The sequence below is a fragment of the Rahnella sp. P4_A8 genome (genome assembly GCF_056402435.1).
This window is the reverse complement of sequence record NZ_JBFUHK010000005.1, coordinates 57,213-81,531: the sequence shown is the minus strand read 5'-3', so window position 1 is coordinate 81,531 and position 24,319 is coordinate 57,213. Positions and strand designations below refer to the sequence as shown.

Sequence of the window (24,319 nt, the reverse complement as noted above, 5' to 3'; positions counted from 1 at the left end):
GGCTTATCGGATATCTATTTTCAAGGTCGCCATCCCACTGAATTCGCCGGTATCCAGCCCGCCACCAATGAGGTTAATTGGGTAAGCCGTCATAGAGATGTTTCCCATACCGTTTTGATTCATGGGTAAGTTTCCAGATTCAAAAGGGATCGCTGTACCGCTGGCATTCTCAACGCGAATGCCAATATCGGCTTTATTGTCAGAAGGCCGGCGTCTGGCGACCAGCGTGTACTGATCTGTCAGGTCGTCCCCCTTCAACAGCATGGCAAGCTGTGTACCTGCCGGGATCTTCGGCAATCCATTGGCTGTGCAGTCATACGTAATGTTGAACGTTACAGGAATAAACCCTCTGGGAGGCTGATTGAGCGTGGTGAATTTATTGGTGGCGATGGCACCGAAATTGACCGTGATCGTTTCACCTTTATTGATTTCGCAGCTTTGGGGTACGGTCAGTTTTCCGCTGACGTAGACGCGGGCAACAGGGGAGCCAAGCGGAGGGGCGGTCACTATGGCCGTACCTGATGACAAATAAATCTCAGCGATCTCTGTTCTTGGTATATCCAGTTCTCCGATAAAAGGGGTGGTGATATAAAAAGTTAATGAACCTTGAGAACCAATGTCGAGGCTGGCACGGGTATTTTGCTGCACGCAAACGCCGTTATTATTTGCATCTGTGTGATGCGTGGCATCGCCAAGTGTTTTGGTCGTCGGCACCGGAACATCAGTTGCCGGAGGCAGATCAAGGCTTGCTTTGACATCAATGTGGTCATTAATTTTGTAATATCCCGGCTCAGTTCCCTTAGGTAAGGCGGTTTTTACGGTGTACATCAGCAGTACTCCACTGCGGCTGCTGGCATCTTTGTCGGTACAATTGCAGGCAATGGTGTAATTTTGCATTCCACCATTCATGCTTTTTTCATACTTTTTCCCTCTCTCGTTGTCCGACGCGGGGATGTCTTCATGAAGAAAGTTTTCATAACTCACGGCGGCACCATTTTCTGGCGAGCACATTGCCGATCCCGCTTGTGCGAGGGATGAAAAACTATTTATGGCGATCCCCAACAGTGCGAGCTTTATGAGTGATGTCAGGTTGTGCAAAACCTGTTTTTTAGTGTGCATGAATTATCCTTAAATACACTGAGCCTTCAGCGAATTCACCTGAGAGGTTGAGGCAGAAATGTTGAGTTGAGCCTGACATTGCTGAGATGCGTTATTCCCCCATTTGACATGAAGTAAAACGGGTTTTTCTAACGGGATACCTGACAGATAAACGACGCCGCCMTCATCCACGATATTGCTTTGTTTATCAGTGGCCGCCACGGCACCAAACGGGACTGTGGCCCCGTTTGGTCTGACAAGTGTCACCAAAACTCTGGCCCCCACTCGGGCATCAAAATGTGCCGTCACCATGGCGCCGGAATTCGGGATCACAATGGCTGAGGTATTTTCGATATCTACGTCGTCAGGCAGGGTGGTGGTGTCCATGGCGATACGGTTTTCGTTATACGCAGTCAGATACGGGACGACAGCAAAACCACGCCAGTCTGTTCTGACGCCAGGAAGATTTTGCAGACGTGCCCCACTGGCCCCATTGGTATCTATCAATGCAAAGGAATCACCGAGGGGTTGAGACAAAGTGGCACCCCGGGAATGCGCCACGATCCCACCGGCAATGCCGTAGCTGAGTTGCTGAGAATCCCTGCTGTAATTGTAACCTGCATTGAGATTGCCAAAGGAGGAGCGGTAAGAAGAGTAAAGGTTGCTGCCGCTTTCACTGTTATGATCGGTATAACTTTGCTGAACTGAATAGCTCAGGCGACGATCGTCAAGCGCGGTTCCGCTTAATCCAACCTGATGCCGTGTCCCTTCGCCTTTCTGGTGAGAGACATTGTATGTCCCCCAGCTTTGTGGCAACCAACGGCTGAGCGGAATACGGACGTTCAGGGATATCTGTTGATCGTTATCCTGATCCTGTAACTGGCTGTAGGAATAGCTCAGGTTATAGCTGATACCAAACAGACTGTTGTTTAAGCCCAGTGAGAGATTCTTCTCCTTGCCGCTGTTATTCCAGTAGTCCTGTTTGTATCCTGACAGATACAGGCTCGCGCCTTGCCACAATGTCTGATTGATATTGAACTGGATTTTACTGCGTTTGTGATAATCAAGTTCCGGAGCATTGTCGCCATCAAGATATTGTGTGGACTCATCGAAGTCGTAATATCCCGCACTTGAGTACCGATAGCTTGCCAGACTGAAATCTGTGTCGGTCATTTCAATATTTTTCGAATACTGGACGCGATATGACTGACCTGAGGTGGTTTGATTATTGTCCAGTGTGGAACGGGCATGGGTAACATCAGCCGAAATGCCGCCCAGCCACCGGAGGTTATAACCAATACCGATGAGTCCTGAGAGGTAATCTTCAGATACCACAGAGCCACCGTAGGACGTAATGGTGTTTGAAAGACCATAGATAGCCGTACCTTGAGCAAAGGTTGGCTCTTTCTCATTGTTATCTGTCGCGCGATAAGTCCCCGCAGTTGCGCTGTATTTCAAACGACCAGGGCGTTGCATGATGGGAATCGCTGAAAAAGGCTGATTAAACCGGCGTTCAGTCCCGTCAGCTTCTTTCACCGTTATCTCAAGATTTCCGCTGTAGGATGAGGGATAAAGATCGTTAATCTCAAAGGCACCCGGAGGGACAAAAGACTGATAAATAATGTGATCATTTTGCCGGATAGTGACTTCTGCATTTGAGTTTGCAATACCCCGGATGGTGGGTGCGAAACCGCGCTGGCTGTTTGGCAGCATATTATCGTCAGAAAAAAGCTGAACCCCGGAGAACGGGACACTGCTGAGGATTTCTCCGGAGGTCGAGTTTTCACCGATTTGGAATTTTGATTTTAAGGTTTTGATATCCCGTTCGGCGTAGGTTGAGATCGTATCCCAACGCTTCTCACCTCCGCTGTTGCTGTAAGTCGTATAATTACGTAAGCGCCACGGGCCTACGTTGAAGCCATTTTGCAGATTCAGGTATTGGCTGGAATCATCACTGCCATTTCGGTAACTCCTCTGGCCGCCTGAATAGGAATAATTTGAGAAAAGTACAGGTGCGCCGTCATCCCATTTTTCCGGATCAATATAGTCTTCAGCTTTTTGAAGGATCGCTGCCTGCGGAATGCTGAAATTAAGCTGCATGAGGTAGAAATCAAATTTGACGTCTGCAGCAGGGATATATTGTGCAAGCGAACCCAAAGGTGCGTCCGGCTGATGATTTTTTAACGCCGGAAACGCATCAACATTGACGCCCAGTAACCGCAATATATCAGGCGTGATCTGTGGCTCAAGCGTGCCGTCTGGTTTGGACAAGTAGCTGATTGAATGACGTATTTTTAATTTTTTATTCACATACAATGCAGTGTCATAGTTACCTGGTAACTGTGCCTGGTCATTACTCTGGAACAACGAGAGGTCGACATCCCCAACATCACCGGCTTGACGCTCGATGAACTGAGGATCGAAATAGACATTTTCTGAACGGGCCGGGTGAGCGGCGAGTAATCCCAAAGCCGTACTGGCCAGCAGGCCACCCAGTTTTAGCACGAGCGGCGCGGAGGTCTTTTTAATGTCTCCAGACAAGCTCTTCTGTAAAAATTTTTCATCCGTGAGCATAGTTTTCTCGTGCTTCTGAGTTGCCGTAATTAGGCGATTGCTGTGAGTTATGGCGTGGCTTTATTGGTCCGGTTACAGAGGTTGCTCATATCGTTCTGTCGTGCCGCCATAGTCATTTATCGCTTCCCATTTCACACTGTTGCCTGAGATTTTCGCGGGAAGAATGACATCCAGCTCGCTCAATGGCGCAATCATGGCCACCTCTTTTAAAAAAGTTGAGCCAATGCTGAGTGAACTGAAAACAACGTGATAAGGGCTCTGATTCTTGATAACGAGATGACCGTTATTTCTGGAGAAAGTGAGCGCCTTCGGTGCTTCAAACGATTTTCCGGGCAGTTTTGTTGGCCGGTAAAAGAGCTTTATCCGCGTATTGACCACCAGTTTAAGTTCGTTTTTTGTATTTTTTGGCGTTGAAGGTATCGCTTTAACATTGATATAGAAAACGGACTCTCTGTCTGTCGGGAGGACGCTGCCGTTATAGGAAATGCGCAGGTTACTTTCCTGTTGAGCATTCAGTCGAAATAGTGGCGGGGTGATAATAAAAGGACCGCGTGTTTTTTCTCCCCCCGCATCAACCCACGATTGTATGAGGAAAGGATTGTTATCGGCATTATTTTTAACGGAAAGGGTAGCTTCCCTTTTATCTGCATCATAAATAACGCGTGTCCGTCCGACAATAATTCCGCCGGCATAGGTTATTTGTGATGTAACTACTGAAGTTATAATGAAAAGTAATGTTAATATTTTTGACTTACCCATTCGAATATGAATCCTTACAGTAGCAATATATTCATGCGGTAATTGAATAAACGTATAAGAGATGCCCTGTAGAATTAATTTTTACAGGGCAAGGCTCAAAGTACTTATCTGTAATCGAGAGTGACTTTCACGCGCGCGTCTGCTGCACCGGCAGTGATATCGCCAGGCAATTTAAACGACTCATAGTATGCGAGAAGGTTGACATTCATAACCTTTCCGGGGATTGGATAGATGATGTCAGGTAATCCGTTGATTTTCATTATCTCGTTGGTTTCTGCATCTTCGATTCTGATGCCGACACCATCCGCCATTTCATCACCGTAATCATTGCCAAGTGCAATCAAATCAGTGGTATCAGCAACGGTATCTGACTCCAGCCATATCCGGAAGTGAGGAGTAGGATTACTTTCAGTAACGACAGGACAGTTATCAAGTGGCAGGGTAAAAGGGATCTTCGGAGAGAGATCACCAATTTCCTGGAATTGAGCTGCTGAATAAGTCCCTAAAGGTATATTGAGCTCTTCACCCCCATTGATTTCACAGGCCTCTTCAACAATCGCACCCGTAAAATTAATAGCGCCATCGATCGCATAGCTATTTGCAGCCATAGCCAAAAATATCCCACCCGCTAAGAGCTTGAACTTGGTTTTCATTTTTTGCGTCCATTCAGAAATAAAAATTAGTGGTTAATCTAAAGATGACTTTATCGGATTAAATAAAGTGAATTCATCACCTTCAGACGCCGAATTCTATCAAGTGTTCTATACATTGAATAGTCGGTGGCATCCTGTCTAATTAAATGATAATGAGTTTTTAATCTGAAATATCACTGTCTATGATCTTTATGGTTTGGTTAATTCATTCAAATGATCAGTTGGTGGGTAAATGATCTATTTCTCAAATAAAATATTATCCTTATCACTTTATTATTAATCAAACGAATAAGTAAAATCACCAAACTTTTATCCCCACGGGCACATTGAGATGATCATTTTCCTGATACTTTCGGCAGAAATGCTCAGATAATGACCAGAAAAACGGATGAGCAGGTTTGCAGAGCGGGACACCCCGTAACAAACCAACCTTCGCTTGCAGAAGACTCCTCTGATATTGTTGATAAATTAGGAAATCCATAATCATTGTTACAATTTCGACTAGAATATATACCATTAAACGCTGTCTGTTTTGGCTGACTTTTCTAACAATACAAGCTTGAGGCATTCACGCCTTTGGGAGATTTAAATGCAAGAAAATCACAAGATTCTGGTGGTCGATGACGATATGCGCCTGCGTGCACTTTTGGAGCGTTATCTGACTGAACAGGGCTTCCAGGTGCGTAGCGTTGCCAATGCTGAACAAATGGACCGTTTGCTGACCCGTGAGTCATTCCACCTGATGGTTCTGGATCTGATGTTGCCTGGCGAAGATGGTTTATCTATCTGCCGTCGTCTGCGCAGCCAGAGTAACCCGATGCCGATCATCATGGTGACGGCGAAAGGGGAAGAAGTTGACCGTATCGTGGGCCTGGAAATCGGCGCCGACGACTACATTCCTAAGCCATTTAACCCGCGTGAACTGCTGGCGCGTATCCGCGCAGTCCTGCGGCGTCAGGCCAATGAACTGCCAGGCGCACCTTCTCAGGAAGAGGCGGTTATCTCATTTGGTAAGTTCAAACTAAACCTCGGCACCCGCGAAATGTTCCGTGAAGATGAGCCTATGCCACTGACCAGTGGTGAGTTTGCCGTGCTGAAAGCGCTGGTAAGCCATCCGCGTGAGCCACTGTCCCGTGACAAGCTGATGAATCTGGCGCGTGGCCGTGAATACAGTGCGATGGAACGCTCTATCGATGTGCAGATTTCCCGTCTGCGTCGTATGGTAGAAGAAGATCCGGCGCATCCGCGTTACATTCAGACTGTCTGGGGTCTGGGCTACGTATTTGTACCGGACGGCAGTAAGGCATGAAGCGAATACGCTTTTCACCGCGTAGCTCGTTTGCCCGAACTCTGTTATTAATCGTCACCTTGCTGTTCGTCAGCCTGGTGACGACCTATCTGGTGGTGCTGAACTTCGCCATTCTGCCCAGCCTGCAGCAGTTCAATAAGGTATTGGCATACGAAGTCCGTATGCTGATGACTGACCGGCTGCAGTTGGAAGATGGGACGTTGCTGGCGGTTCCACCGGCATTTCGTCGCGAAATCTACCGCGAACTGGGCATTTCTCTTTATACCAACTCTGCGGCCGAGGAGAGTGGCCTGCGCTGGGCGCAGCATTACGAATTCCTCAGTCAGCAGATGGCGCAGCAACTCGGTGGTCCTACTGACGTGCGCGTCGAGGTCAATAAAAATACCCCGGTGGTGTGGCTGAAAACCTGGTTGTCGCCTGACATCTGGGTGCGGGTTCCCCTTACTGAAATCCATCAGGGCGATTTCTCTCCGCTGTTCCGCTATACGTTGGCGATTATGTTGCTGGCGATTGGTGGCGCGTGGCTGTTTATCCGTATACAGAACCGCCCCCTGGTTGAGCTGGAGCATGCGGCGTTGCAGGTAGGGAAAGGTATTATTCCGCCGCCGCTGCGTGAATACGGTGCGTCTGAAGTGCGTTCTGTGACGCGGGCGTTTAATCAGATGGCTGCCGGTGTCAAACTGCTGGCCGATGACCGTACCCTTCTGATGGCGGGCGTCAGCCATGATCTGCGTACGCCGCTGACGCGCATTCGTCTGGCGACCGAAATGATGAGTGACGATGACAGTTATCTCGCCGAGTCGATCAATAAAGATATCGAAGAGTGCAACGCGATTATTGAGCAGTTCATCGATTATCTGCGCACCGGACAGGAGATGCCGACCGAGATCACCGATCTTAACGGTATTCTGGGCGAAGTGATTGCGACGGAAAGCGCTTATGAACGTGAGATCGACTCTGGTCTGGCGGACGGCGAATTGCTGGTCAATGCTCATCCGCTGTCTATCAAACGTGCCGTGGTGAATATGGTGGTGAATGCTGCCCGTTATGGCGACGGCTGGATTAAAGTCAGTAGTGGTCGCGAATTGCAGCGGGCCTGGTTCCAGGTTGAAGACGACGGCCCGGGCATTGAGCCTGACCAGCTTAAGCATCTGTTTCAGCCATTTGTGCGTGGCGAAAGTGCGCGAACTACCAGCGGAACCGGACTCGGGCTGGCGATTGTTCAGCGCATTATTGATGCCCACTCAGGCACGCTGGATATCGGGAAAAGTGACCGCGGGGGATTACGAATTCGGGCCTATCTGCCGTTACCGGTTGAGATGCTGAAAGCGGTGGCGGTACAGCAAAAACTGGTTTGATTAAGGGGAGCCTTAATGATCCCTTTTATTCAGACAGGTGAAAGTTTCGGTTTCTCAATTTCGGCGATCACTTATCGCGCTGCGGCAGCTGAAACATAGCCAGCGCGGAGCGCGCAATAGAGCCCGGGATTCCTTAAGGGGGGTGGCGATAAGCCACCTTTAAGGCCAGTGTGGGTGGCAACCCACGGTTTAACAGCAGCCCAGCCGCTGGCTTAATTCTTCCTGCTCATCACATAATACTCTGCCGCTTCTTCCCGCCATCGTGGTGTTTCCGCCGTATCCCATGGATTAACTAACACCACGCCCGTGTGGGCAAACACTTCTGCGTGATCCGTGGCAAGCCCCGCCTGATGGTTCAGGCAGATTGCCGCGAGCTGCATATCACGCTCCGCCATCTCAATATTGGCCGCCTTCGATAAGGCCATCACACGCGGGTAATACAGCGCGCTGGCCGCATCAAACGGCAACAGCCTGCCCGCGAAATCCTGGTTCATCATCTCCAGCAAAGCGTCCGAAAGCGCGGCTTTCGGCTGATTCTCCGGCAGACTATCCGCCCAGCTGAAAAGTGCCGCGACGCTCAGGCTGGTCAGATACAGTTGTGTGGCGTCCTGCGCGTCCAGCCATTGCAGCACGTTCTTTTGCGGGAAGGGGCTAATCATCTCAAGGATGACGGCAGTATTGAGGATGATCATTTCGGTGGCAGTTCCAGATGTTCCACGCTCAGGGAAGAAAAGCGCTGGCGCAGCTGACTGCCCAGACCAAAATCAGGCACAGTAGTGGTCAGCGCCTGTTTTAGTATCAAACGTGCTTCTTCTTCCATCGAATGGCCTTTTCTGGCCGCCGCAATGCGCAGTAATTCCTTCACATCATCATCCAGATTACGAACGGTAATCGTCGCCATATCAGGCTCCTCTGACAGCAATGCTGTCATTCTGAAATGCCGCTGGGCTGGTTGCAATAAAAAAGGCGCGGAAGCCCGCGCCTGATAAGAGTTTGCCAGCAGATTAGCGTTTCGGTCCGGCACTGACCAGTGCGGCGCCAGCCGGGGTATCGGTGTATTTGTCGAAGTTATCGATAAATAACTGTGCCAGATGTTCAGCTTTTTCCTGCCACTGTTCACGGCTGGCGTAAGTATTGCGCGGATCCAGAATATGCGTGTCGACGCCCGGCAGCTCAACCGGCACCGCCAGATTAAACAGCGGCAAGGTGAAGGTTTCCGCATCATCAATGGTGCCGTTGAGGATCGCGTCGATAATAGCGCGGGTATTTTTCAGCGAAATACGTTTGCCGGTACCATTCCAGCCAGTGTTCACCAGATAGGCCTGAGCGCCTGCAGCTTCCATGCGCTTCACCAATACTTCGGAGTATTGCGTCGGGTGCAGCATCAGGAACGCCGCACCAAAGCAGGCAGAAAAGGTTGGCGTGGGTTCAGTGACACCGCGCTCAGTTCCGGCCAGCTTCGCAGTGAAACCGGACAGGAAATGGTATTGCGTTTGCGCGGCTGTGAGACGGGAAACCGGCGGCAATACGCCAAACGCATCGGCTGTCAGGAAAATCACTTTACTGGCGTGACCGGCTTTCGATACCGGTTTCACGATATTTTGAATGTGATAAATCGGGTAGGAGACGCGGGTATTCTCAGTCTTGCTGCCGTCATTGAAGTCGATTTTGCCGTCTGCGCTGACCATCACGTTTTCCAGCAAGGCATCGCGTTTTATCGCACCGAAAATTTCCGGCTCGGCGTCTTTGCTCAGTTTGATGGTTTTGGCATAGCAGCCACCTTCAAAGTTAAAGACGCCGTCATCGTCCCAGCCGTGCTCATCATCACCGATAAGCTGACGCTTCGGATCGGTGGATAAGGTGGTTTTGCCGGTACCGGAGAGACCAAAGAACACCGCCACATCGCCTTTTTCGCCGACGTTCGCTGAGCAATGCATTGAGGCGATACCCTGCAATGGCAGCAGATAGTTCATGACTGCGAACATGCCTTTCTTCATTTCGCCGCCGTACCACGAGCCGCCTATCAGCTGGATACGCTCGGTCAGATTGAAAGCGATGAAGTTTTCAGAATTCAGGCCCTGTTTCTGCCAGTCCGGATTGGTACATTTCGCGCCGTTCATCACGATGAAATCAGGCTCGAAATTTTCCAGTTCATTGACTTCGGGGCGAATGAACATGTTCTTGACGAAATGTGCCTGCCAGGCGACTTCCGTAATAAAGCGTACTTTCAGGCGCGAGTCTGCATTGGCACCGCAGAAGGCATCAACGATAAACAAACGTTTCCCGGATAGCTGCTTGCTGACCAGCGCCTTGAGTGATGTCCAGATTTCCTGCGACAGCGGTTTGTTATCATTTTTCCCTTTGCCCTGATCAGCCCACCAGAGCGTATCGCGTGTGGTGTCATCACGGACGATGTATTTATCTTTCGGCGAGCGGCCGGTGAAAATGCCAGTATCGACATTCACTGCACCGAGCTCTGTCACCTGCCCGCGCTCATAACCTTCCAGGCCCGGGGCCGTCTCTTCTGCAAAAAGAGTTTCGTAATCAGGGTTATAGACAATTTCGCTATTCTGGTGGATCCCATACTGGGAGAGTGTTTCGGCGGTGATCCCGATAGTGGTAGGCATTTCCCTGCTCCTTGCTGAATTTGAATCCCGTAAATAGGGATAAATCAGTTGCTATTGTAGGTATATATCGCTTTTGTGCCACGACAGCTCTCAAAGAATAACGGTAGATGTGAATGTTTTTCCAGAATTGTGATGAAAAACCCGAAAGGTGTGCAAATGAGGTTATGGAATAGCAATAAAAAAGGGACTTTTCAGTGAAAAGTCCCTCAGGCTGCGCGTGTTAACGATCAATGAACGTGGTCATCTCCGGAATGAACGTCGCCGCCAGCTTTCAGTGTCGCCATATCCATCGCGTCAAATTCATAGTCCGTGCCGCAATAATCGCAGTGCATCTCTATTTTTCCATCAGTTTCCAGCATGTCGAGCACATCTTCATCCGGCAGCGTCAGCAACGCTGCTGCACAACGTTCGCGGGAACAGGTGCAACGGAAACAGACATTCTGCGGTTCATACAGGGTGACCTCTTCCTGATGATACAGACGATAAAGCACTTCGTTGGCAGGCAGGGTCAGCAGCTCTTGCGCCTTGATGGTGGTGGTCAGTTGTGCCAGATGGCTGAACTCTTCCGGATCAGTATCTTGCGCTGGCAGAACCTGCAACAACATGCCGCCTGCAGCAGGCTGGCCTTCAACTTCACCCGTGCGGATGAAGATGCGGGTTGGCAGCTGTTCTGACTGCATGAAGTAGTTTTCCAGACACTCTGCCAGGTTTTCGCCTTCCAGCCCCACGACGCCCTGATAGCGTTCGCCGACGGTCGGAGAAATCGTGATCACCATGTAGCCGTTGCCAATCATCTCTTTCAGCGAGCTGCCTTCGGTAATGTCACCCTGCAGACGTGCGACGCCGCGCAGTTCCTGCTTGTTGTTACCGTTGATCACGGCCAGTTTCAGCGGACCATCACCTTGCAACTGCACGGTAATATCGCCGTCAAATTTCAGGGTGGCAGTCAGCAGGCTGGTCGCCACCAACATTTCACCCAGCAGATTGCGCACTTCTGCCGGATAGTCGTGACCGGCAATAACCTGCTGGAAAGTCTCTTTGAGCGAGACCAGTTCACCGCGAACGGCGTGATGATTGAACAGGTAGCGATGCAGTTGGTCGTGATTAGACATAATTTTCTCTCTGTTTAGCGAACTCAAATCCTTCATCCCTCCTGGAAGGACTTTGGATTTATTCAGAATCGCCATATTTAAATTTGATCAGGTTGCGGCGTTCCTTTTTGTCCGGACGTCTGTCCGGATGCGGCATCGCGTTCATTTTGCGTGCTTCGGAGATTTTTTCCCGGCTGGCAATGCTCGCCTCAGTTTCCTGATACAGTTTCTGTGCTTCTTCTGCACTACGGCGCTGAGTGGTCAGCCCCAGAACGATGATCGTTTTTGAGTCATTTCCCTGACGCAATGTAATTTCGGCATTCAGTTCCATCAGCTTGCTGGGTTTCCCCCGCTGACCGTTGTAATGCACTTTGCCGCCATCAATCATCTCGCGTGCCAGCGCGCGGGTCTTATAAAAACGAGCCGCCCACAACCATTTATCGAGGCGTACTGCATTATCGTCGTCTTCCGTTTTACCTTTCATATTCTTCCCCTGAGCGTACCGGTGTTACTTAGCCGGGCCTGTTACGGGGTGAATTGCAGGCAACAGGCTGCGGTAATCATTGATGGAAGGATGTCCTTCAAATGACTTATTTGCCATGGTCGAGTCCGGATTTTCTATACCCAGACAATAGCGGATGCCGAAGGTTTTTGCCGCATTCAGGATCGGTTCACCGTCATCGACAAATAATGTCCTGTCGGGATTAAAGCCCGTTTGTTGCTGAACTGCAGACCACAGCCGCTGATCTTCCTTCGGATAACCAAATGTGTGGGTGGAAAGTAATAAATCAAGGTGCTGGTCTAATCCGGTATGTTCAATTTTAACGGAAAGACTGTGCGGATGCGCATTGGTGAGCAAAATTGTCTGTCGTCCGCTTTCACGCAGGTGAACCAGAAACGGCAGCGTGTCGTCGCGAAGACGCGCATTTTTGCCGATGTTCGTCGTCATCTGGTAGATATCCAGACTCAGCCTTTCACTCCAGTAGTCGAAGCAATACCAGTTCATGGTGTGCTGGACGGCAAGATATTCGTCATGAATTAACTGGCGCGCGTTTTCAAGCGGGATCGCACGCTGCTGGCTAAGGGCAAGAGGGACATCCTGCAACCAGAACTGGCTGTCAAAAGCCAGATCCAGCAATGTGCCGTCCATATCCAGTAAAACAGTATCGATGCATTGCCAGTCAAAATCGGGGGGCATGAAGACTCCAGGTTCTTGCGGCTGTGAGAAACCGCAGGGGCGAACAGATGAAAGCAGGGAAGGGCGTCAGGGTAGCATAATCTGACCGGGTGGCGCAGGGACACCCGGTGGTTTTCAGCCCAGTTTTTGCACGGGGATTGGCATTAATGTGGGATGAAAGCAGGAGTTATAATATTGCTGAATATCGTCGATTCTGCGCTTATCTTTGATGAAACGGCGGGTAAACAGCACGAGATTGACCGCCAGAACACCGATTAACAGTAACAGTAATAAGCTGGTGCCCAGATAGCGCCAGAGCGTTGAGATATCCGGCTCGCTGTGCAACGAAATGTGACGGGTTCCGTTGGCATCAATGCTGATACTGGTGATCACGCCCTGCGCACTGAACGGTGTATGTAGCAGGAGTGTCGATAATTGTTGCAGTTGCTTCCACTGCTCCTGAGGCGGGTTAGCAAACACGCTGACCGGAGGCGTGGGCATTTCAATCAACTGGCGTCCTTCATCGTTACTGATCAAGAATCCGCCCGGTGGCGGGCTGTTAAGGCTGTCAGCGGCGCGACGGGTTTCCTGAACAAAGAAAGAAGACGTTGCGTTATTCACCAGTTCACTCAGCGATTGCGCGCTGACCGGACGCAGCAGAACGTTAATCCCCTGCAATGTGCCTGCTTTTGCCCGCTTCACCAGCGAATTCCAGTTGCTCGAATTGCCCAGATTCACCAGCGCATTTTTCAGACGAACACAATCGTTACTGTTTCCGCATAGCGTTTCGGTTTTCAGCACGATATCCGCGAAATCATCAAGCAGGATCATCCCGGATTTCTCGATGGCGGTGGCCAGTTGCGGGTTAATGTTTTGCTCGGGGGTTTGGTTCTGGCCGGGATGCAGCTGGTTGTTCACCGTGGTTTGCAGCGCTGTAGCTGCATCAATAATTTCTGACTGCGGCACCGGCAGCGGCGTCGCGGTATTCCAGTAAATCGCGGAACAATCAAAAGGCATAAAACCGGATGCAGAACGGCTGGCCGCCGGTGGCACATAACACATGCCGGTACCCTGAACTTTCAGGGTGTCGCCGACGCGCAGGGCAGCCTTTTCCAGTTCCTGTACGCTGTTAACCTGCGAACTTTGTGCACCTTGCAGCCAGGCTACGCTGAGTTTGAGCGGCAGGCCAAGCGGCACATAAACCAGTAACGCCAGCAGCAAGAGGAAGGCGCTGGTGGCGAGCACCAGGTTTCTTCCCCACTGCTGGAGCGGGAATCTTTTCACTTCCTCGTGCAGTGTCAGATAGCTTCCCTGGCGGACAACGTGGCTGTTCATATAGACTTCCACGTCCGTTGGCTGTCCGAGATCACGACCAATATAGGGCTGCCAGTGAGGCGGATAAATCAGGTCTACCGCACCGAGCGAAATATTGCTGATATCACCTTGTTTGGATTCACCGAACAAACCCCAGCGTTTAGGTAAGCCGCGCAGGCAATGAATTTCCTTACGATTTTTACCTAAACGTTCAGACACAAACCGCCAGATAACCCAGGCGGCTAATCCTGCCGAAATCACCAGCAACCAGGGCAGAAATATCACCGGACTTTGCAGTGTGATGAAAAGCAGAAGCAGAATAGCGGAAACAGCCAGCGCTTCTTTTACACCATTCGAACGGGTCAGCGCATGCTCTTCACGTGTTTCGCGACGCACTTTGACCAGTTCAATATGCTCGCTTTCTTCATGACGGATAGACGCATTTTGCGGCTGAGAAGGTATCACCGCCGAAACCGGCGCCGGGCCATCGTAAACGTGCTCGGTCAGCGTATGACCGTTGAGTGAAATCACCAGCGGCAGAGTCTGTGTTTTGATCAGCTCGACCTGGTTTTCCTGAGCAATGTATTGCTCCCAGAATGGCGGCAGGTGAATTTCAGTAGAATCGAGGAAGTAACGCCATTTGTTAGGATCTTCGCTCGCCACCCCATAACGGGTGATCGCGCGGGTCAGGCTATAAACATTTTCGCTTTTGGTGGTCAGCGTCAGTTTATCTCGCAGGATAATCAGATTATTGCGGTGGGTGATCGGTGTCTGGCCGAGGCCTTCATTTTGTCGCAGATAGCGTTCTACTGCGTCGCGTTCTTTCTGGGAGAGTTTGCGCTGACTGGGTGTGGAAAAACGCACGACTGACTCGCCGCGTTGGCGGCGACGCAATACGAGCCAAAAATAAGACGCTGTGGCAATAATTGCGATACACAACAACACCAGTGTCACGACTACTGTGCTCATCCGATCCCCGTTCAGACGTGGGTGACTTACGTCAACTCTGTGAAAGTATTATACATATAACGAAATGCACATTCTGCGCATGGGTGCTTTTTGATAGGAATTTTATTATTGTTAATCTGAATCGCGTGCACAAAAATACCACGCTAGAGGATACCTGCATTTGGGAATTAACGGGTATCGGTATAATCCTATTTTTAAGTGAGAGTGTTTTTGTTAAAGCAAAAATGTGACAGCCATGAGTCAACGTGTTTTTTTTGCGCGATTAACGGCGATTATTTAGTGACATTTTGAACGGGAAATAGGCAGGACAAAGACAGTTTTTCAGTAAAGATTGCGATGCTGACGCTCCTTAACGCACAATGACTACCGGTAGCGGCTTTTGAACAGACAAACGAACCCATTAGAACACCTCTGGTCAGGTGAATAATAAGTTGGGGATGAGATGACACAACACCTGCAAAAACCGAAAATTACGAAGGTGGAAACCGTAGCCCGTTCGCGATTATTCACCATCGAATCTGTTGATCTGACATTCAGCAATGGCGCTGAACGCGTGTATGAACGCATGCGTCCTTCCGATCGTGAAGCGGTGATGATTGTACCGATCATTGATGATGAGCTGTTGTTAATTCAGGAATATGCCGTTGGGATTGAAAGCTACGAGCTGGGTTTTCCCAAGGGCCTGATTGATCCGGGTGAAGGTGTGCTTGAGGCGGCGAACCGGGAACTGATGGAAGAAGTGGGCTACGGTGCACGGCACTTTGACGTGCTGGCAAAACTGACCATGGCACCTTCTTACTTCTCCAGTCGCATGAATATCGTCATTGCTAAAGATTTGTATATGAAAAGCCTGGAAGGTGATGAGCCGGAACCTTTGCCACAAACGCGCTGGCCGGTGTCACGCATGATGGAACTGTTGCAACATCCCGATTTTTGCGAAGCCCGCAACGTGAGTGCGTTATTTCTGGCGCATGAGTTTCTGATGCGCAATGCCCGCTGAGCCTGCGATAAAACATCATTAAAAAAGCCGGTCATGCATTACGCAGACCGGCTTTTTGCTTTACAGCTCAGGCATCAGAACAGTTCGTGTTCCTGACCGTTATCCATGATGGTTGTTCCGACCTCATGCACAGCATGTTCTGTCGGCTGAGTCCCGTCGATAAAGTATTCCGGGCGACTGTTACCGCCGCCGTCAGAAAGCTTACCGGTACTCTTATCGATAGTGACGGTCACCACACCCGGAGGCGGAGTCTGTGGCTGTTCCGGCACTCCTTCCAGCACGGCTTTCATGTAATCATCCCAGGCTGGCTGAGCACTTTTCGCGCCGCCTTCGGCACCGGAGATTTGATCCGGGATGACACCGGAAGCCGTCGAACGGCCCAAATCACGACGGTGATCGTCAAAGCCAATCCAGACTGATGTCACCACGTCAGGACCATATCCGGAGAACCAGGCATCTTTCGAGCTGTTGGTTGTCCCGGTTTTGCCGCCAATGTCGTGACGTTTCAGGTCGCGTCCTGCGCGCCAGCCCGTCCCCATCCAGCCCGGTTCCCCGAAGATGTTGGAGTTCAGTGCATCACTGATCAGGAATGACAGAGGAGTACTGATCACATGCGGTGCGTATTGCTGTGCGGCATCAACCTGTGGCGAGTTCGGCGGAACCTGCTCAAGTTGTGGCGTTGGCACACTGGTATTGTTATTGATGGTGGACGTAGCAACATTTTCTACGTTGTCATCCGACAGCACGGCAGATTTCTGCGTATCCCCATAAATAACCGGAATATTACAGGTACGGCAGGCGATTTTAGGTTTGGCTTCAAACTGAACCTGGCCGGATTCATCCACGATTTTGGTGATGAAATACGGGTCAACCAGATAACCGCCGTTGGTCAGTGTGGCGTAACCGCGCACCACCTGTAACGGAGTGAATGAAGCAGAACCCAATGCCAGTGATTCGGAATGAACAATGTTCGCCGCCGGGAAGCCAAAACGCTGCAGATATTCAGCCGCGTAATCCACACCCATCGCACGCATCGCACGCACCATCACCACGTTTTTAGACTCGCCCAGACCCTGACGTAAACGGATCGGACCGTAATACGTTGGCGGGGAGTTCTTCGGCCGCCAGTCGGTACCGGCACCGGCATCCCAGCGGGTGATTGGCATGTCATTCAGGATAGTCGCCAGCGTCAGGCCTTTATCCATTGCTGCGGTATACAGGAAAGGTTTGATGTTCGAACCGAGCTGACGAACCGCCTGATTGGCGCGGTTAAACTTACTCTGGTTGAAGTCAAACCCGCCGACCAGCGCTTCAATGGCACCGTCGTTTGGATTGAGTGAAACGATGGCTGAGTTGACATCAGGCACCTGCGCCAGCCACCAGTCATCACCCACTTTACGTACCCAAACTTGCTGACCAGGGCGCACCACGTCAGTGACTTTTTTCGGAGTCGGGCCCTGAGCATTGTCATTACGGTAAGGTCGCGCCCAGCGCATGCCGCTGAATGGCAGGCTGATGACCGCGCGGTTGGACATCGTTGCCGTCGCCTGAGCGTCGTCCGTTGCGGTGATAACGGCCGGGAACAGCGGGCCATACACTGGCAGGGTTTTCAGCGACTGAACAATCTTGTCCTGATCCCACGCAGGTTCACCCACTTTCCATAACTGATTTGACGGGCCACGGTAACCGTGGCGCATATCGTAATTGAGCACGTTGGTGCGCAGGGCTTCCTGCGCGGCCAGCTGGGTTTTCTTGGTAATGGTGGTGTAAACCATGTAGCCATCGTTATAAGCGTTGTCGCCATAACGTTTCACCATCTCCTGACGCACCATTTCGGTCAGATACGGCGCAGAAAACTCGATATGTGGAGCATGATAATTCGCCACCAGCGGCTCAGCACGCGCCTGATCGTACTGGGCCTGCGTGATGTATTTCTCATCCAGCATACGCACCAGTACGGTGTTGCGACGCGCCAGGGAACGATCGTGAGAATACAGCGGATTGAAGGTTGACGGTGCTTTTGGCAGACCGGCAATCACCGCCATTTCACTGAGTGTCAGTTGGTTGACATTTTTCCCGAAGTAAACCTGTGCAGCGGCACCCACGCCATAAGCGCGATAACCGAGATAGATCTTATTCAGATACAGCTCAAGGATTTCATCTTTGGACATCATCTGCTCAATGCGGATGGCCAGAAATGCTTCCTTGATTTTACGGGTCAGCGTGCGTTCAGGACTCAGGAAGAAGTTACGGGCCAGTTGCTGAGTAATGGTACTCGCGCCCTGTGAGGCGTGGCCGGACACCAGCGCAACGGAAGCCGCACGGAAAATACCGATCGGGTCCACGCCGTGATGTTCATAGAAACGACTGTCTTCTGTCGCGATAAACGCATGCACCAGTTCCGGTGGGATCTGGTCGAGTTTCAGTGGGATACGGCGCTTTTCACCATATTGAGCGATTAAATCACCCTCGGCACTGAAAACTTGCATTGGTGTTTGCAAGCGCACGTCTTTAAGCGTGGCGACATCGGGTAGCTGTGGCTCGATATATTTATACAAACCGAAGATCGAGGCGGCTCCCAGCAAAATGCAACACACTGCAAGAATCAATAAATACTTTACGAACTTCACCTGAGATTTCCCATTAAGTGTCAATTGGGCAGTTTATAAACAACCGCGCGGTAGTATAAAGGCAAGCCAGCAACATGGATACGTTCTTTTATTTACCTGACGATATGGAGATTGGGCGAAAATGCGACTACAAGCATGGCAGGTAGGTCTGGATATTCAAGCCGGTTTTGCCCGTGCGATCGCCGTTCAGCGGCGGCGTCATGGCTGGCAATTACGTCACTGGTGGCAGCATCCTTTGCCTCCTTTCACATTGCGGGAGGGGATATTACATGAGACCGCACCGCTGATCGCCCTTTTATCGTGCTGGCGAAAAACGCTGCCGACGTCTTTTTCATTACGAATAAGCCTTCCTGCACAACGTATTATGCAACAGCGAATGGCCGCGCCCGATGCCCGGTTGGGTGAGCCGCAGCGCAGTGCGTTTATTTTCGCTAACGCCGCGAAACAATTCCCCCTCGGCATGGAACATCTGGTGATGGACTACCGGGCTGATCCTCATGGTGATAATCAGTTGGTGGTTACAGCCGCAAGGCAGCAGGAAATTGAACAGTGGGTGCGATGCATGGTGCAGGCACGGTTGTTTCCGGATGCTATTGAACTGGCCCCTTGCGCACTTCAGATGGCGGCCTGTGCTGCCGGCGTTCCGGGTGATGCATTGCTGATTCATCCCCTTGACGATGCCTTTCTCTGGGCTTCGCCGCACAGCTTGCCGTTCCAGTTTGGCTTGCTGGATCACGCAGAGGCCATGACTGAAACCTCAATTTCTCAGAAGATCCGCACACAGTATCGCGCGGCCGCATTATGCCACGCGGAGGACTATTTCAGTGGCGAATCGCCATCTGCGGTAATGCAATGCTGGTCGCCATTAAGCGCAATCGCGCAATTGTCCGCGCCTTTGCCTGCGAATCCCGGTGCATTTGCGCCCGCCGTCGGGCTGGCTATTCGTCAGGCGGATTACTGATGCTCCAGGTCAATTTATTACCGTGGCGAAAGCTGCGCCGTCAAAAGCGGATGCGTTGCTGGCTGAAGATTTTCGTTTCGTTTCCGGTCTCTGTGGTGGTCTGTGCCTGGCTTCTGGCCGCTTTCATTGCGCAGGAGCGGACGTTATTGCAGGTGAAGCTGTCAGCGCTAAATTCAGGCATTCAAAAGATTATGCTTCAGCAGCGTCGTGTGGAGGCCGCTTCAGCACAGGTAAAGGTTCTGACTGAAGCACGCCTTTTGAGCCACCAGCGTGTGCAGCGGAGCCGGGACTATCTGCAATTATTGGAGCTGCTGGCGTTAAAGATGCCCGAAGAACTGTGGCTGACTGAGCTGACAGAATATCAGGGAATGCTGACGTTAAAAGGTGAAGGGCGGTTGTACCACGACATTCTGGCATTGAGCGACATGCTGTCGGCAGGAGACTTGCTCAGCAAGGTCAGTCTTTCTGATGTACAGCAACAGCCCAACCAGAATCTGAGCTTCGTGATGAAAACGCAGTTTCGCGCTGAAAGGCCACTGCCTGCGCCGGAAGTACCGCAATGACCGGTTTTCTATCAGAGCGTATTGAACCGCTGATGGAAAAACCCGGCTGGCAGCGGGTATTCATTCTGACCGCATGTTTAGTGATGATGGTTTTAACGCTGTATCAGTTCGGATTGCGCGGATTATGGCAGCAACAGGAAACCCTGAAACGGGAGATTGACATCGCACAACAGACCCTTTCCCTGGCTCAGGTGACGCTAATGCGCATGATTCCACTGGAAAGACTGGATCAGGAACTGGCCGGTAATGCGACATCACTGCGCAAAAGCCTGCCTCTGGAGCAAGCGTTTTCCCGGCCACTGAAAGACTCTCAGGCGGTGCTGATTCGCTGGCAACCCGTTTCGCAACCGAAACAAGAACCGCAGGGTGAATTGCAATTGCAGGTGACTTTTACCGAACTGATGCATTTTCTTCATGCGCTGTTGCAACGTCCCGAACAGCCTGCGTTTAGCGAGCTGAATCTGCATACCACCGGTAGTGGTGGGATGAAAGCATCAGTGTTACTGACACAAACTGCGCCAGCGGCGGAGTTTGTTAGCGGTGTCGTCGCGTCGAAAGCCGTGCGTGATCCGTTTAATACGCCACAGACACCCGACTGTGCTGGTGTTTCTCCGTTATCTGAATGGCTGTTAAGCGGGATTTCAGATGTCGGAGGGCAACGTTATGGCTGGCTGCTTTCTCCGCAGGGGCGCTGGAATAAAGTCGAAACAGGTTCACTCGTTGGGATGCCGCAATGGACGGTTGAAGTGCTCAGCAGTGTGCAGGTTGAACTTAGCCTCAGTGACGCACGTTGCGGCTTACAGCGTCAGATTATCAGGCTGGGTAAAGGTAATGATTCTCCAGGGAAAGGAAAATAATGAAATACGTAAATAAACGGATTGTGCTGTTTTTGCTGTGTTTATGTCTTAGCCCGGTGAAAGCCGGTACGCCACCGCTGATTTCGCTGGAGTTTCAGTCCTCGCCGGTCGGCTTGGTATTGCAGGCGCTGGCGGATGCCCGGCAACTGAATCTGGTCACCGCACCGGGTTTGGACGGGCAGATAAGTGTGAAACTCAAAGATGTGCCGTGGCAGCAGGCGCTCGACATCATTCTGCAAATGAACCATCTCACCAGTCAGTTGCAGGGCAACGTTTTATTGGTGTCGCCTGAAGAAGACCCGCAGGTTGTACAACAGCGGATAAAAGATGCCGCCGATCAGCAGGCGCTGCAAAGCCCGCTGATCAGCCTCACCGTCCCTTTGCAATATGCGGATGCGAAAGAGACGGCGCTTAGCCTGAACGCTCAGAAAGGATCGCTGTTGTCGCAAAAAGGCAATGCTTCTGCAGATACCCGCACCAATACGCTATTGTTACGTGACACGCAGGCGGCGCTGGATGTGGTGGCACCGTGGGTAAAGGAGATGGATTTACCCCTCCAGCAGGTCCAGCTGGCGGCGCATATCGTCACCATGAACAGCGAAAGCCTGCGCGAACTTGGAGTGCGCTGGGGATTTACCGGGGAGGAACCCATTACAAAAGCGGTGCGCATGAACAATTTCAGTATGGGAATGCCGGTCGAAAATCCGATATTTACTGCCGGCTTCAATCTTGCACACATCAGCGGGCGGATCCTTGATCTCGAACTGACGGCGCTTGAGCAGGAAGATAAGGTCGATATTATTGCCAGCCCGCGGCTGCTGACGGCGCATATGCAGACTGCCAGTATTAAACAGGGAACGGAAATCCCGTATCAGGTTTCCAGCGGGGCGAGTGGCAGCACGTCGATCGAATTCAAAGAAGCGGTGCTGGGAATGGAAGTCATGCCGAAAATTCAGCGTGACGGGCGTATTCAACTGGCGTTGCAGATTAGCCAGAACATGCCGGGGCGAAGTATCAAACAGTCCGAAGGCGAGGCGCTGGCGATCGATAAGCAGGAAATAAAAACCCAGGTGACGGTAAAAAACGGGGAAACGATCGTACTCGGCGGGATATTCCAGCGTAAAAACCAAAAAACGGATACGAAAGTCCCTGTCCTGGGTGACATTCCGGTGGTCGGTTCTTTGTTTAAACACCAATACACCAATGAACAGCGGCGTGAGTTGGTGATTTTCATCACTCCGACCTTAATCCTCACCCGTTAAATGGGTATTCTTACCCCTTGTAAATGACTTAATAACGTTGAGCGCATGCAACTTTTTGTGTTGCAAGAGGCTTCTGAGTTTGACGCTGCCGTCGATTTAGCTTACAAGGGTTACCGAATTGAGCACCGTGATCTTTTTATTACGACAGACACGCCGATAAAAACGTACGGTTTCCCTCCTGCGGCGTGCAAAGTGATTTATTCGGTTGCCAAACTACCAAGAGTGTTGAGATAATTTTTTTCTGATCTCGCACTATATCGCTCATGAGGTTTCAGTTTAGGTCCCGCCGCTAATTTGATTGGCGGGGCGGGTTATCATCAACGAATTGTCTTAGTAATACCGAAAAACATGGCAGAGAAACGCAATATCTTTCTGGTTGGGCCTATGGGTGCCGGCAAAAGCACTATTGGTCGACAGTTAGCTCAGCAACTCAATATGGAGTTTTTCGACTCCGATCACGAAATTGAGCGACGTACCGGAGCTGATGTGGGCTGGGTATTTGATTTGGAAGGCGAAGACGGATTCCGCGACCGCGAAGAAAAAGTGATCAACGAACTGACCGAAAAACAAGGCATTGTTCTGGCGACAGGTGGCGGTTCCGTGAAATCACGTGAAACCCGTAACCGTTTGTCAGCGCGTGGCGTTGTCGTCTATCTTGAAACTACCATCGAAAAACAACYGGCGCGTACACAACGCGACAAAAAACGTCCATTATTACAAGTGAGTGCTCCGCCGCGTGAAGTGCTTGAAGCACTGGCGAGAGAGCGTAATCCTTTGTATGAAGAGATTGCCGACGTCACTATTCGTACCGATGATCAAAGTGCCAAAGTCGTTGCTAACCAGATTATCAATATGCTGGAAAGTAACTGATTATTGGTGTCCATCATTGCCTGAGGGTGTCAGTTAAAGAAGGTCACAGAGCACGACATGGAGAGGATTACCGTAACGTTAGGGGAGCGTAGCTACCCCATTACGATTGCTGCCGGATTGTTCCACGATCCGGCTTCTTTTATGCCGGTAAAGGCAGGCGATCAGGTCATGATAGTGACCAATGAAACCCTTGCCCCTCTCTATCTGGATGCAATTCGTTCAGTGCTGGAGCAGGCAGGCGTTCGTGTTGATCAGGTCATTTTGCCTGATGGTGAACAATACAAATCCCTGACTGTTCTAAATGACGTGTTCTCCGCGCTACTCGAAAAGCCGCACGGACGTGATACGACTCTGATCGCTCTTGGTGGTGGCGTAGTCGGTGATTTAACCGGCTTCGCTGCAGCCAGTTATCAGCGCGGTGTACGCTTTGTTCAGGTGCCAACCACGCTGCTTTCTCAGGTTGATTCCTCCGTTGGCGGTAAAACAGCGGTAAACCATCCGCTCGGAAAAAACATGATCGGCGCTTTTTATCAGCCTGCGTCGGTGGTGGTTGATCTCGACTGTCTGCGAACTCTGCCTGCCCGTGAAATGTCATCGGGTCTTGCGGAAGTTATCAAATACGGCATTATTTTGGATGCTGATTTCTTTGTGTGGCTTGAAGACAACATGGATGCTTTACTGGCGCTGGATATGAATGCGCTGGCGTATTGCATCCGTCGTTGCTGCGAGCTGAAAGCCGAGGTTGTGGCTGCCGATGAACGTGAAAACGGACTGCGCGCCTTGCTGAATCTGGGCCATACTTACGGCCATGCTATTGAAGCAGAAATGGGTTACGGTAACTGGTTACATGGCGAAGCTGTGGCAGCTGGAATGGTGATGGCGTGTTATACAGCTCATCGCCTGGGGCAGTTCAGTCTGGGTGATATCGCCCGGGTGAAAGCCCTGCTGACCCGCGCAGGTTTGCCTGTGACGGGCCCCGAAGTTATGGACGCGCAGTCTTATCTGCCGCACATGATGCGTGATAAGAAAGTACTGGCTGGCGAGCTGCGTCTGGTTTTACCGAAAGCAATTGGTCAGTCTGAAGTACGCTCCGGCGTATCGCATGAAATGGTGCTGGCTTCGATTGAAGATTGCCGTTAAGACTGTGGCCATAATGATGGCCAGATAACGACCGATTTTACGTTTGCCAGCAAAGCTTTATATTTTTAGTCAGGATAGTTGCTCCGCGTAAAGCCTCTTGAGGCTTT

At 50.9% G+C, this 24,319-nt stretch carries 21 protein-coding genes; 9 read left to right on the top strand and 12 right to left on the bottom strand.

Annotated features, from left to right (window positions below; genetic code table 11):
* Positions 1 to 3 precede the first annotated feature (3 nt).
* The 4 genes from AC1DUO_RS04515 to AC1DUO_RS04500 all read right to left on the bottom strand — a co-directional run bounded on the left by AC1DUO_RS04515 (position 4) and on the right by AC1DUO_RS04500 (position 5,084).
* A complete protein-coding gene (locus tag AC1DUO_RS04515) occupies positions 4 to 1,119 on the bottom strand; it encodes a fimbrial protein (protein WP_119261113.1) in 1,116 nt (371 codons plus the stop codon).
* A 9-nt stretch (positions 1,120 to 1,128) separates the two neighbouring features.
* The gene (locus tag AC1DUO_RS04510) at positions 1,129 to 3,639 is read right to left on the bottom strand and encodes a fimbria/pilus outer membrane usher protein (protein WP_477986620.1); all 2,511 of its coding nucleotides are present in this window, start codon (positions 3,637 to 3,639) and stop codon (positions 1,129 to 1,131) included.
* Between the two features lie 105 nt (positions 3,640 to 3,744).
* On the bottom strand, positions 3,745 to 4,431 hold the full coding sequence (locus AC1DUO_RS04505; protein WP_013573597.1) for a fimbrial biogenesis chaperone: 687 nt from the start codon (positions 4,429 to 4,431) through the stop codon (positions 3,745 to 3,747).
* 104 nt (positions 4,432 to 4,535) lie between these two features.
* Positions 4,536 to 5,084: a fimbrial protein gene (locus AC1DUO_RS04500; RefSeq protein ID WP_013573598.1), complete on the bottom strand. Its 549-nt coding sequence runs from the start codon at positions 5,082 to 5,084 to the stop codon at positions 4,536 to 4,538.
* 589 nt (positions 5,085 to 5,673) lie between these two features.
* Here AC1DUO_RS04500 and ompR point away from each other — a divergent pair.
* Positions 5,674 to 6,393 (top strand): osmolarity response regulator transcription factor OmpR, encoded by a 720-nt coding sequence (ompR, locus tag AC1DUO_RS04495; protein ID WP_009635740.1) that lies wholly within the window; start codon positions 5,674 to 5,676, stop codon positions 6,391 to 6,393.
* Entirely contained in the window at positions 6,390 to 7,751 is a 1,362-nt protein-coding gene (gene envZ / locus AC1DUO_RS04490; protein ID WP_477986616.1) for a two-component system sensor histidine kinase EnvZ, read from the top strand. Before ompR ends, envZ begins: the two co-directional genes overlap by 4 nt.
* A gap of 212 nt (positions 7,752 to 7,963) precedes the next feature.
* Here envZ and AC1DUO_RS04485 read toward each other — a convergent pair whose 3' ends face one another.
* From AC1DUO_RS04485 to AC1DUO_RS04455, 7 genes are all read right to left on the bottom strand, one after another.
* On the bottom strand, positions 7,964 to 8,443 hold the full coding sequence (locus AC1DUO_RS04485; RefSeq protein ID WP_013573601.1) for a PIN domain-containing protein: 480 nt from the start codon (positions 8,441 to 8,443) through the stop codon (positions 7,964 to 7,966).
* On the bottom strand, positions 8,440 to 8,652 hold the full coding sequence (locus AC1DUO_RS04480; protein WP_013573602.1) for a FitA-like ribbon-helix-helix domain-containing protein: 213 nt from the start codon (positions 8,650 to 8,652) through the stop codon (positions 8,440 to 8,442). The genes AC1DUO_RS04485 and AC1DUO_RS04480 overlap by 4 nt, the downstream gene beginning before the upstream one ends.
* Positions 8,653 to 8,755: 103 nt before the next feature.
* The gene (pckA, locus tag AC1DUO_RS04475) at positions 8,756 to 10,378 is read right to left on the bottom strand and encodes a phosphoenolpyruvate carboxykinase (ATP) (protein WP_013573603.1); all 1,623 of its coding nucleotides are present in this window, start codon (positions 10,376 to 10,378) and stop codon (positions 8,756 to 8,758) included.
* A 227-nt stretch (positions 10,379 to 10,605) separates the two neighbouring features.
* Positions 10,606 to 11,490, bottom strand: coding sequence for an Hsp33 family molecular chaperone HslO (hslO, locus tag AC1DUO_RS04470; protein ID WP_037033672.1), 885 nt, complete (start codon positions 11,488 to 11,490; stop codon positions 10,606 to 10,608).
* A gap of 58 nt (positions 11,491 to 11,548) precedes the next feature.
* On the bottom strand, positions 11,549 to 11,953 hold the full coding sequence (gene hslR, locus AC1DUO_RS04465; RefSeq protein WP_013573605.1) for a ribosome-associated heat shock protein Hsp15: 405 nt from the start codon (positions 11,951 to 11,953) through the stop codon (positions 11,549 to 11,551).
* A gap of 24 nt (positions 11,954 to 11,977) precedes the next feature.
* Positions 11,978 to 12,667, bottom strand: a complete 690-nt coding sequence (gene yrfG, locus AC1DUO_RS04460) for a GMP/IMP nucleotidase (protein WP_119261116.1) — start codon at positions 12,665 to 12,667, stop codon at positions 11,978 to 11,980.
* Between the two features lie 114 nt (positions 12,668 to 12,781).
* Positions 12,782 to 14,929 carry an intracellular growth attenuator family protein gene (locus AC1DUO_RS04455; protein ID WP_477986612.1) on the bottom strand — a complete coding sequence of 716 codons (2,148 nt, stop codon included), beginning with the start codon at positions 14,927 to 14,929 and terminating at the stop codon, positions 12,782 to 12,784.
* 442 nt (positions 14,930 to 15,371) lie between these two features.
* Between AC1DUO_RS04455 and nudE the strand changes: the two genes are divergently transcribed.
* Positions 15,372 to 15,929 (top strand): ADP compounds hydrolase NudE, encoded by a 558-nt coding sequence (nudE, locus tag AC1DUO_RS04450; protein WP_013573609.1) that lies wholly within the window; start codon positions 15,372 to 15,374, stop codon positions 15,927 to 15,929.
* Positions 15,930 to 16,003: 74 nt separating this feature from the next.
* Here the strand turns inward: nudE and mrcA are convergent, their stop codons facing one another.
* Positions 16,004 to 18,559: a peptidoglycan glycosyltransferase/peptidoglycan DD-transpeptidase MrcA gene (gene mrcA, locus AC1DUO_RS04445; protein ID WP_112198410.1), complete on the bottom strand. Its 2,556-nt coding sequence runs from the start codon at positions 18,557 to 18,559 to the stop codon at positions 16,004 to 16,006.
* 121 nt (positions 18,560 to 18,680) lie between these two features.
* On the opposite strand from mrcA, the gene pilM reads away from it, so the two are divergent.
* From pilM to aroB, 6 genes are all read left to right on the top strand, one after another.
* A complete protein-coding gene (gene pilM / locus AC1DUO_RS04440; RefSeq protein ID WP_119261117.1) occupies positions 18,681 to 19,520 on the top strand; it encodes a pilus assembly protein PilM in 840 nt (279 codons plus the stop codon).
* On the top strand, positions 19,520 to 20,083 hold the full coding sequence (locus tag AC1DUO_RS04435; RefSeq protein WP_119261118.1) for a PilN domain-containing protein: 564 nt from the start codon (positions 19,520 to 19,522) through the stop codon (positions 20,081 to 20,083). The genes pilM and AC1DUO_RS04435 overlap by 1 nt, the downstream gene beginning before the upstream one ends.
* Positions 20,080 to 20,940 (top strand): pilus assembly protein PilO, encoded by an 861-nt coding sequence (locus AC1DUO_RS04430; RefSeq protein ID WP_119261119.1) that lies wholly within the window; start codon positions 20,080 to 20,082, stop codon positions 20,938 to 20,940. The genes AC1DUO_RS04435 and AC1DUO_RS04430 overlap by 4 nt, the downstream gene beginning before the upstream one ends.
* The gene (gene hofQ / locus AC1DUO_RS04425) at positions 20,940 to 22,202 is read left to right on the top strand and encodes a DNA uptake porin HofQ (RefSeq protein ID WP_112198413.1); all 1,263 of its coding nucleotides are present in this window, start codon (positions 20,940 to 20,942) and stop codon (positions 22,200 to 22,202) included. The genes AC1DUO_RS04430 and hofQ overlap by 1 nt, the downstream gene beginning before the upstream one ends.
* A gap of 348 nt (positions 22,203 to 22,550) precedes the next feature.
* The gene (gene aroK, locus AC1DUO_RS04420; protein ID WP_477986607.1) at positions 22,551 to 23,072 is read left to right on the top strand and encodes a shikimate kinase AroK; all 522 of its coding nucleotides are present in this window, start codon (positions 22,551 to 22,553) and stop codon (positions 23,070 to 23,072) included.
* Between the two features lie 57 nt (positions 23,073 to 23,129).
* The gene (gene aroB, locus AC1DUO_RS04415) at positions 23,130 to 24,212 is read left to right on the top strand and encodes a 3-dehydroquinate synthase (protein WP_013573616.1); all 1,083 of its coding nucleotides are present in this window, start codon (positions 23,130 to 23,132) and stop codon (positions 24,210 to 24,212) included.
* Positions 24,213 to 24,319: the final 107 nt, after the last annotated feature.

Bases quoted from the DNA above. Each gene is read 5' to 3' on its own strand.
- hslO (WP_037033672.1), bottom strand. From the start codon at position 11,490: ATGTCTAATCACGACCAACTGCATCGCTACCTGTTCAATCATCACGCC.
- yrfG (WP_119261116.1), bottom strand. From the start codon at position 12,667: ATGCCCCCCGATTTTGACTGGCAATGCATCGATACTGTTTTACTGGAT.
- AC1DUO_RS04480 (WP_013573602.1), bottom strand. From the start codon at position 8,652: ATGGCGACGATTACCGTTCGTAATCTGGATGATGATGTGAAGGAATTA.
- aroB (WP_013573616.1), top strand. From the start codon at position 23,130: ATGGAGAGGATTACCGTAACGTTAGGGGAGCGTAGCTACCCCATTACG.
- nudE (WP_013573609.1), top strand. From the start codon at position 15,372: ATGACACAACACCTGCAAAAACCGAAAATTACGAAGGTGGAAACCGTA.
- AC1DUO_RS04430 (WP_119261119.1), top strand. From the start codon at position 20,080: ATGACCGGTTTTCTATCAGAGCGTATTGAACCGCTGATGGAAAAACCC.
- AC1DUO_RS04505 (WP_013573597.1), bottom strand. From the start codon at position 4,431: ATGGGTAAGTCAAAAATATTAACATTACTTTTCATTATAACTTCAGTA.
- AC1DUO_RS04455 (WP_477986612.1), bottom strand. From the start codon at position 14,929: ATGAGCACAGTAGTCGTGACACTGGTGTTGTTGTGTATCGCAATTATT.
- envZ (WP_477986616.1), top strand. From the start codon at position 6,390: ATGAAGCGAATACGCTTTTCACCGCGTAGCTCGTTTGCCCGAACTCTG.
- hslR (WP_013573605.1), bottom strand. From the start codon at position 11,953: ATGAAAGGTAAAACGGAAGACGACGATAATGCAGTACGCCTCGATAAA.
- AC1DUO_RS04515 (WP_119261113.1), bottom strand. From the start codon at position 1,119: ATGCACACTAAAAAACAGGTTTTGCACAACCTGACATCACTCATAAAG.
- AC1DUO_RS04435 (WP_119261118.1), top strand. From the start codon at position 19,520: ATGCTCCAGGTCAATTTATTACCGTGGCGAAAGCTGCGCCGTCAAAAG.
- pilM (WP_119261117.1), top strand. From the start codon at position 18,681: ATGCGACTACAAGCATGGCAGGTAGGTCTGGATATTCAAGCCGGTTTT.
- AC1DUO_RS04485 (WP_013573601.1), bottom strand. From the start codon at position 8,443: ATGATCATCCTCAATACTGCCGTCATCCTTGAGATGATTAGCCCCTTC.
- hofQ (WP_112198413.1), top strand. From the start codon at position 20,940: ATGAAATACGTAAATAAACGGATTGTGCTGTTTTTGCTGTGTTTATGT.
- pckA (WP_013573603.1), bottom strand. From the start codon at position 10,378: ATGCCTACCACTATCGGGATCACCGCCGAAACACTCTCCCAGTATGGG.
- AC1DUO_RS04500 (WP_013573598.1), bottom strand. From the start codon at position 5,084: ATGAAAACCAAGTTCAAGCTCTTAGCGGGTGGGATATTTTTGGCTATG.
- ompR (WP_009635740.1), top strand. From the start codon at position 5,674: ATGCAAGAAAATCACAAGATTCTGGTGGTCGATGACGATATGCGCCTG.